We start from the raw sequence: 7,912 nt of genomic DNA on the forward strand, positions 1-7,912 counted from the left end.
ATTTCTCCTTTATGCTAAAATACTGATTATATTTTTTTCATTTTGCTGCTTTTTGTCCTGCTTTTTATTGCTGGCTTCATCTTGCCCGATTTTATTATTCCGATATTGTTCAGCAAATCTCGTTTTAGAAGAATTTTGATTCGCCTGTTGTCCAAATTGATGCTGTCCAAATGAAAACTGTGCACCGTCTAAAGTACTTGCTGTTGTTTGGTATGCTGTAATTTTATTGTCTGTTGTCTTATCTGTTGCAATCTGGTCATTCAGTACCTGCTCCAATTGTGTTGAAATACTGCTGATAAGCAATTTTGCATGACTTGATGATAATTTAAAATTAAGGCTGACTTCATTTGACGTTGACTGCAAAGAAATTTCAATCTTCCCAAGTCTTCCCGGTTCCAACTGAACTGTAACTTGCTTACTTTCCCCACTCAGCAATGTCTTCACAATACTTGTAGCCGTCTTGCTTTGCAGAACAGTTGCAGAATCGCTAACCTTTGCGATAAAGTCTACTTTATGATCCTGTATAACCTTATTTTCCAGTACCACGTTAGCTCCTTGACTTTGCATCAAATCTTCAAATACATTGGAATCTGCAGTTGTGCTAATATTCTCCTTTTGCTTATCCAGTGATATCACAGTCGAATTTTCTTTAGTGTCTGTTGTTTCATTTTCTTCTATGTCTGTCACAGCATTACTGATTTTTGGTATCGTTTCTGGTTTGCGCTCTTGTGTAATCTTATTCTCTGTCACCAAGTTTGTGGTTTGACTACCTATCTGGTCTGTAAGTGCCAAATTTACTACGTTATCATTTTTACCTTGTATTTCTGGAACAATTTGCTGCACGTTATCTGTGCCAGTCAACTCCAGTGAGTTATTATTTTCAACCTCACTTTTGATATCGTTTCGACCATCATTAAGACCTTGAAGATTATTTACTACAGGATTCGTGTTTGACCCTTGCAGATTTCCAGTAAATAATTGGGAATCTATTTCTAATAAATCCTTATCCTTATTAATTGCTTTCTTAATCCCTTTATTGCTGGCATCATCTTCTACACCTATTACATTTGAAGATGGATTTTTGTCACTTGTAGAGCTAGCATTATCTATTTGTTCAGTATCTTTGGAATTTGCTTTACTTAAAATTGGTGCTACCGAGACAGCTTTTTCTTCTTGTATCGCAGGATCTACATGCGTTAGGTCGCTTAAATCATCACTTTTATCCTTTTCCTTATCTTCTCCAACTTGCTTATCCTTGGCTGAATCTTCACTATCTTGGAATTTTTTTGCATCAACTGAACTTTCAACACTTGCACTAGACTCACTGGAACCTTCTATTAAAGTCTTACTGTTTAACTTTTGCTGCAATAGATTGGTGAATTGCGCTGAAGTTCCTATTAAATCACTTGCAATACTGGTATTCCCAGCACCTACAGTATCTGTCATTGCTGCTTGTCGACTAGTTATTAGAGTACTATCCATAATTTTCACCTCCTTTCAACGATTTACGATTTGCAAACTCATCTAATTCTTTCTGCTCTTCGTGTGCTAATCTTATTTCAAATTCATCCTTCTGTTTTACTTCAAGTTTCTCTAAAACTCTGCGTTCCTGCTGCGCTCCAATCAATCGTTCCAATAACTCAGCAAGGCTTTTTTTCAGCTCTACTGCTTCTAGTCTCAGTCTGTTTACTTGCTGATTAATTTCATCTAAATAATTTCTTTGAATCTGCATTCTTCCAACTGTTGGTTCAATCAAGTACATCAAGCTCGTCTTCTCTGATAATAATTCGTCAATTCTTTTTTCTTTTAAAGATAATTTGGAGCCTAAGGTTGTATATTCTTGCTTTAAACTGTCTTCTTTTTCTCTTCTAAAATCGAGCAATTTTTCAAGTGTAAAGTTAAATTTTCCCATTTTCTTCCCGGCTCTCTAGAGATTATATTGATCAAATAATTGATGTAGTTTCCCTTCCATTTTATCAAAAGCTTCATACTCATCTACAGACTGGCAGAGGAAGTCTTCAATTGGGTGGTGTAAGGAAACCGCATAATCAATAACCGGATTTGCTCCATTCTTATATGCCCCAATATCAATCAAATCTTTTGCATCTGCATACACGGTTATATTTTCCCGCAACTCTTTTGCATCATTTTCATGTTCTTTTGTAATCAAGGATTTCATCAGCCTACTCAAACTATCTTGAATTGAGATTGCTGGATAGTGATTCTTACTTGCAATCTTTCTAGATAAAACAATATGTCCATCAAGGATTCCACGAACTGAGTCCGCAATCGGTTCATTCATATCGTCACCTTCAACAAGTACCGTATAAAATGCAGTAATTGAACCATTTTCCGACATCCCACTTCTTTCCAAAAGCTTCGGCAGCGTCGCAAAAACTGAAGGTGTGTAGCCTTTCGTTGTTGGAGGTTCACCTATTGACAATCCAATTTCCCTTTGCGCCATTGCAAAACGTGTGACTGAATCCATCATCAATACAACTTTCTTTCCCTGATCTCTAAAATATTCCGCAATTGCAGTCGCTACATACGCACCTTTTAATCTAACTAGTGGTGGCATATCCGAAGTAGCACAGACAACGACTGATTTCGCATAACCTTCATCGCCCAAGTCTTTTTCGATAAATTCTTTGACCTCTCTGCCTCGTTCACCGATAAGGCCAATTACAATTACATCTGCCTGACAATATTTAGCAATCATTCCAAGTAATGTACTCTTGCCGACGCCACTTCCTGCAAAAACACCCATCCGCTGACCCTCGCCAACAGTCAACATTCCATCAATCGCTCTGACACCCGTACTCAAAATTGTATCAATATTCTTACGCTTAAACGGGTCTGGAGATTCTCTCATTACTGGGTATTCAAAGAGCTGTTCATCACTGCCTTTTTCGTCTCCCATGACTCTTCCCAGTCCGTCTAATGTATGTCCGAGTAAAGAGTCACCTACTTTGATTGTCAAACTTTTACCTGTTGCCTTTACTAGCGAACCTGGGCCGATTCCTCCAAGCTCATCTAACGGCATCAATAAAACCGTCTTCTTTATAAAGCCAACAACCTCAGTGAGCGTTACCTTATCGTTATTTTTGTTCTTAATTTTGCAGATTTCTCCAATAAAAACATCTATTCCCGTAACACGAATGGTTAACCCAACGACCTCGCTTACCTTACCAAAGCTCGAAAAAAATTCATTTTTTTTGGCTTGATCCAAATAGTGCTCGAAAGATACTTCAAAGCTCATTTGCAGGCTCCTTAACACTAGTCATATATTTTGCCAACTCACTTTTTAAATCAAATGTTTCCAGTGAATCACCAGACTCGATATTAATTTCATACAATCCCATTTTTGAATCATTAATGATTGTATATCTCAACCTGCTCACTTCACTTCTTTTTTCTTCCATCTTTTTCACAATTAAATCATGATAGCGCTCGTTAGCAGATATTATGAAAATCTGATCCGGTTCTTCTAACTTAAAAAAGATTGGTTCTACTAACGCCAATAACTCACCAGCATCTTCATCTATCCTATGCCGTAAAATTATTTCAGCCATCTCTACTGCAAATTTGAAGATTTCATCATGTTTATCCTGTTCGTAAAGCCTAATATCAGCTGCCACATCTTGATAAGATTTCTGCGCCTTTTCTATTAAACTAGCTGCTATTTTTTGACCTTCATTCTTTCCATCTTGATAACCCTTTTCAAATCCTTCTTTTTCTCCAACTGTATAAGCCGTATCTCTAATTTTATTAGCTTCTGCTTTTGCACTTTCGATAATTGTTTCCTTTAAAACTTCTAGACTCTCACGTTGCTGGCTCCCTACTTGATTCAAGTTGGGGTCAATTTTTCGTGGCTCAGGCATCTTCGTAACAATTTTCTTTTTTTCTTCGGTACTTGAGGTTATATTGCTTTTAACAAGATTTTTATTCAATAACCGCATCTTGTTCGCCTCTTTCTATATAAATCTCACCCGTTTCATCCAACCTACGAATAACTCCAACAATCTTTTGCTGTGCTTCTTCCACAGCAGAAAGACGTGTTGGTCCCATAAATTCGATTTCTTCCTTCAGATTTTCAACAGCTCGACTAGAAAGGTTCGCAAAAATAAAGTCTCGAATTGAATCTGCAGCACCCTTGAGTGCCAATGACAAATCAGAATTTTCAACATCGCGCAAGACTTTCTGAACATCTTTGCTACCCAAGCTGACAATATCATCAAATGTAAAGAGACTGGCTTTAACTTCTTGTGAAAGTTCAGGCTGTCTTTTCTCCAGATCAGAAAGAATATTCTTTTCTGTTCCTCGACTGACCGAATTAAGGATTTCGACCAATGAGTGGACACCGCCAATATTCTCTGTGTCATTATCCACCGTTGTTGAAAATTTATTTTCCATTATATGCTCAACTTTTTTGATAATTCTAGGTGACACACTACCTAATGTTCCGATTTTTTCTGCAACTTCGACCTGTAATTCATCAGAAAAATGTGCTAACATTTCTGCTGCCTTATCAGGTTGTATGTAACACATTATCATTGCAATTATTTGTGGATTTTCTTCTTGTAATAGTCTAGTTAGTTGTGCTGTATCAGCTTTTCTGGCAATTTCAAAAGGTCTTTCTTTTAATTGAATTTGATTTAGTATATCAATTATCTCTTTTGCTTTTTGAGGACCCAGAGCCTGCTTCAAGAGATCCCTTGCATAATCTATTCCTCCATCAATAACATATTGCCGTGCATCAGCAGTTGCAATAAATTCTTTAAGCACACCAGATCGTTCTTCAGGACTAACAAAATCTGTGTTAGCAATCTCATAACTAACTTTCTGGATAAAACTATCAGGGAGCAGCTTCATTATTTTTGCAGATGTCTCAGAGCCAAGCGAGATTAACAAAATTGCTGCCTTTTTAATACCATCCATTGAATCCATAGTCACTCTCCCCCTGCTATTTTTCTTTCATCCATGCTTTTAGCAACTCTGCAACAACTTCTGGGTGCTCACCAGCAAATTCCTTTGCATTCTCATCTTCGGCTACCTTGCCTTTTCTCTTTTCTAAATCAATTGTGGGTTTAGTATCCTCTGCAACTGCCTCAGTAGTATTATTATCTGGCTTTACCTCATCTGCTTCCGCAGTAACATCGTAATCGTCATAGTATTCATTATTTCGATTTCTTCTAATCCGCATAACTGTAAATACAATAGCACCAACAACCACTAATATTCCGGCTGCACCAATCAAATACACCCAGATGAAATTATTCTTGGCAGTCTTTTTCTTTGTTTTAGAACTGCTTGCCTTGTTTCTCTTCGCAAAATCAATTCCTTGAATATTAATTGTGTCGCCTCTTCCCTGATCGTAACCAACAGCTGATTGGATAACACTTTGAATCTTCTGCTGATCAGTCTGTGAAAGACTGCCATCAACGATAACAGAAGTCGTCATTCTTTTGATTGCTCCAGGTGCACTGATAGTCTTAGTAACCTGTGTGTTTAATTCATTATTTACTGTGCGACTATAAGAACCCGCATCTGAACTGCTTGATGATGCAGTTGCATTTGTTGCACTGTTAGCCGATTCACCGCTTGCTGTAGCAGCACCGCTTCCTGTGGACTGCTCTTCTTCACTCCTAATGCTAGGATTACTATAGGTAGTTGCTTTATTTTCTATAGAATCGAAATTCAAGCTTAAATCAATCGAAACACGAATTTTATTTGTTCCGTATATGGGTGTAAGAAGTTTTTTTACTTTGGCTTCCATCGTTTTCTCATAAGCCTTTTCAATTCGCATATACTTGGTATTGTATCCACTTGAGGAATTGCTTCCACCCGAACTTGTCAGAAGATTACCATTGTTATCAACAATTTTGACATTGTCTTGCGTAAGTCCCTCCACTGCCCCAGTTGTTAATGAGCGAATTCCTTGCACAGCTTCCCCAGAGATACCACTACTTTTTAGTGTCAATACAATTGATGCTTTAGCTTTTTTAGCATTACCACTATCACTAAATACACTTTGGCTAGGCATTACTAACATTACCTTGGCTTTTTGAACCTCGTTAAGTGACTCAATTGCGCGCTCCAATTCACCTGTAACCGCACGTTGATACATAACTTTGCGGTCTTCGTCAGTCGTCATAACGCTTGTATTATCAAACAATTCGAACCCAGTAGAACTATCTGGAAGCTTGTTGTCTACCGCTAAGTCAATTCGTGTTTGATCTACTTTATTTTGAGGTATCAAAATAGTTTTTCCGCTATCTCCCAATTTATATGGAATGTCCTCACTCTTTAAAGTTTCCACAACACTGCCGGCATCTGCATCACTCAAATCTGTGAATAAAACTCCATATTGTACTTTTGTAGTTAAATATGTAACAACACCGATAACAACTAATAAGCTGACCAATGAAGATATCCATGCTACTTTTTTTATTCGGCTTTGGTCTTGCCATATTTCCCCACACCTTGCTAAAAATGCTTTAATTCTCTCCAACACTTAGTTTTCCCTCCGCATAATGCTGTCCCCAAAATTAGAATTGCATGTTTTTTATGTCATTGTAAGCATCAATACACTTATTACGAACCTGAACAGCCGTTTCTAGAGAAAGTTGTGCCTCGGTCATTTTTATCATTACATCCCCTAAATTACTGTTGTTTCCAGAAATCATACTTGCTGAACTCTGATCCATGTTGGACATATTTTGGCTAACAGACGATAACGCCGACGTCAAATAATCACTAAATGATTTTCCACTTTGTGAATCATCATCAAGCTTACTTGTCTGACTAGTCAATCCAGTCATTTTTTGGACAGAGTTACTATAGTTGTTTAAGTCACTTACTCCGCTAATTCCTACCATTTTATTCCCCCTAACTCTTTGATATCTCTAGTGCCTTCTTCAAGATGTCTTTATTAGACTCCGCTGCAGAGGTGTTTGCCTCATACGTTCTCATAGTTTGAATCATATTAACCATTTGATCCGATAAATTCACATTGGACATATGTACATACCCATTTTGATCTGCATCAGCATTTGTAGGATCATATTCCACCTTGTCTGTATTATCCTGAGACAATCCCGTGACCTTCACCCCATAACTCATTTGTGAACCTACTCCTGTGTTGGATTCCCCAGCTGCTTGCGCATTCTTCAAGCTCTCACTAAACTGCACAGTTTTACTCTTATATGCTCCACCTTCTGCAGTATGTGTCGTATTTACATTCGCAATATTAGTTGATATAGTGTCAAGCTTTAATCGCTCCAATGCTAATCCGCTGGCATTTATTTCTAATCCGTTAAATACACTCATCTACTTCATCCCCTGAATTTGAATTAATTATTAAGTACATAATTAAGCATTTGATAGCGCCCGTTTAGTTGGGATACTACTGAACTATAATAGAGTTCGTTAGTTGATTGATTAACCATTTCCACATCGAGATCTACATTATTACCATTCTCATTAACAGCAGTTGTATCATCAGTTTTCACTTGAGCTTGACTTGCCGAATTTGCGCCTATATGGTTTTCCTTTGTTGTAACCAGATTTAAAGCTGAAGCCAGTTGATTCTCAAATTCAACTCGCTTTGCTTTGTAATTGCTTGTATTCACATTTGCAATATTAGACGAAATAGTTTCAGATCTAAGAGCAGATGCATCCAGTGAATTTTTTAACAAATTTGAAATATCCATTAGATATCACTTCCATTTTCTTAATGTTTTCTAAGTATCTTTTTAATTTTTTTGATTATTTAATACCAAAATTATACATTTTATATTACCAGTTAGCAATATTCTATCAGCTTTTTTAGACTCTCAATTATTGTTATTTTAACGATAGTTAGTGTTTTCTTTTCATATATTTTTTATAAAAATGAATAATATAATATATT

General features: G+C 36.9%; 9 protein-coding genes. All 9 read right to left on the reverse strand.

Translation table 11 applies throughout. From position 1 onward, the window contains the following. Positions 1 to 9: 9 nt before the first annotated feature. The 9 genes from ABF682_RS02065 to flgB are packed head-to-tail and all read right to left on the reverse strand — an operon-like array spanning position 10 to position 7,712. Positions 10 to 1,482 (reverse strand): flagellar hook-length control protein FliK, encoded by a 1,473-nt coding sequence (locus tag ABF682_RS02065; protein ID WP_415618854.1) that lies wholly within the window; start codon positions 1,480 to 1,482, stop codon positions 10 to 12. Then, positions 1,475 to 1,912 carry a flagellar export protein FliJ gene (fliJ, locus tag ABF682_RS02070; RefSeq protein ID WP_289980038.1) on the reverse strand — a complete coding sequence of 146 codons (438 nt, stop codon included), beginning with the start codon at positions 1,910 to 1,912 and terminating at the stop codon, positions 1,475 to 1,477. Before fliJ ends, ABF682_RS02065 begins: the two co-directional genes overlap by 8 nt. A 15-nt stretch (positions 1,913 to 1,927) precedes the next feature. Beyond that, a complete protein-coding gene (fliI, locus tag ABF682_RS02075) occupies positions 1,928 to 3,259 on the reverse strand; it encodes a flagellar protein export ATPase FliI (protein WP_415618855.1) in 1,332 nt (443 codons plus the stop codon). Continuing rightward, a complete protein-coding gene (locus ABF682_RS02080; protein WP_289980041.1) occupies positions 3,249 to 3,959 on the reverse strand; it encodes a FliH/SctL family protein in 711 nt (236 codons plus the stop codon). The genes fliI and ABF682_RS02080 overlap by 11 nt, the downstream gene beginning before the upstream one ends. Continuing rightward, positions 3,943 to 4,947 carry a flagellar motor switch protein FliG gene (fliG, locus tag ABF682_RS02085; RefSeq protein ID WP_415618856.1) on the reverse strand — a complete coding sequence of 335 codons (1,005 nt, stop codon included), beginning with the start codon at positions 4,945 to 4,947 and terminating at the stop codon, positions 3,943 to 3,945. The genes ABF682_RS02080 and fliG overlap by 17 nt, the downstream gene beginning before the upstream one ends. A gap of 16 nt (positions 4,948 to 4,963) precedes the next feature. Next, positions 4,964 to 6,514, reverse strand: a complete 1,551-nt coding sequence (fliF, locus tag ABF682_RS02090; RefSeq protein WP_415618857.1) for a flagellar basal-body MS-ring/collar protein FliF — start codon at positions 6,512 to 6,514, stop codon at positions 4,964 to 4,966. A 34-nt stretch (positions 6,515 to 6,548) separates the two neighbouring features. Next, positions 6,549 to 6,878 (reverse strand): flagellar hook-basal body complex protein FliE, encoded by a 330-nt coding sequence (gene fliE / locus ABF682_RS02095; RefSeq protein WP_415618858.1) that lies wholly within the window; start codon positions 6,876 to 6,878, stop codon positions 6,549 to 6,551. Positions 6,879 to 6,888: 10 nt separating this feature from the next. Beyond that, entirely contained in the window at positions 6,889 to 7,329 is a 441-nt protein-coding gene (gene flgC / locus ABF682_RS02100) for a flagellar basal body rod protein FlgC (protein ID WP_289980045.1), read from the reverse strand. 23 nt (positions 7,330 to 7,352) lie between these two features. Beyond that, complete coding sequence (gene flgB, locus ABF682_RS02105) at positions 7,353 to 7,712, reverse strand: flagellar basal body rod protein FlgB (protein WP_289980046.1); 360 nt, start codon at positions 7,710 to 7,712, stop codon at positions 7,353 to 7,355. Between the last annotated feature and the right edge of the window lie 200 nt (positions 7,713 to 7,912).

This window comes from Liquorilactobacillus sp., from assembly GCF_047719775.1.
GTDB lineage: Bacteria > Bacillota > Bacilli > Lactobacillales > Lactobacillaceae > Liquorilactobacillus.

Coding starts and splice junctions, on each gene's coding strand:
- ABF682_RS02065 (WP_415618854.1), bottom strand. CDS start 1,482: ATGGATAGTACTCTAATAACTAGTCGACAAGCAGCAATGACAGATACT.
- fliJ (WP_289980038.1), bottom strand. CDS start 1,912: ATGGGAAAATTTAACTTTACACTTGAAAAATTGCTCGATTTTAGAAGA.
- fliI (WP_415618855.1), bottom strand. CDS start 3,259: ATGAGCTTTGAAGTATCTTTCGAGCACTATTTGGATCAAGCCAAAAAA.
- ABF682_RS02080 (WP_289980041.1), bottom strand. CDS start 3,959: ATGCGGTTATTGAATAAAAATCTTGTTAAAAGCAATATAACCTCAAGT.
- fliG (WP_415618856.1), bottom strand. CDS start 4,947: ATGGATTCAATGGATGGTATTAAAAAGGCAGCAATTTTGTTAATCTCG.
- fliE (WP_415618858.1), bottom strand. CDS start 6,878: ATGGTAGGAATTAGCGGAGTAAGTGACTTAAACAACTATAGTAACTCT.
- flgC (WP_289980045.1), bottom strand. CDS start 7,329: ATGAGTGTATTTAACGGATTAGAAATAAATGCCAGCGGATTAGCATTG.
- flgB (WP_289980046.1), bottom strand. CDS start 7,712: ATGGATATTTCAAATTTGTTAAAAAATTCACTGGATGCATCTGCTCTT.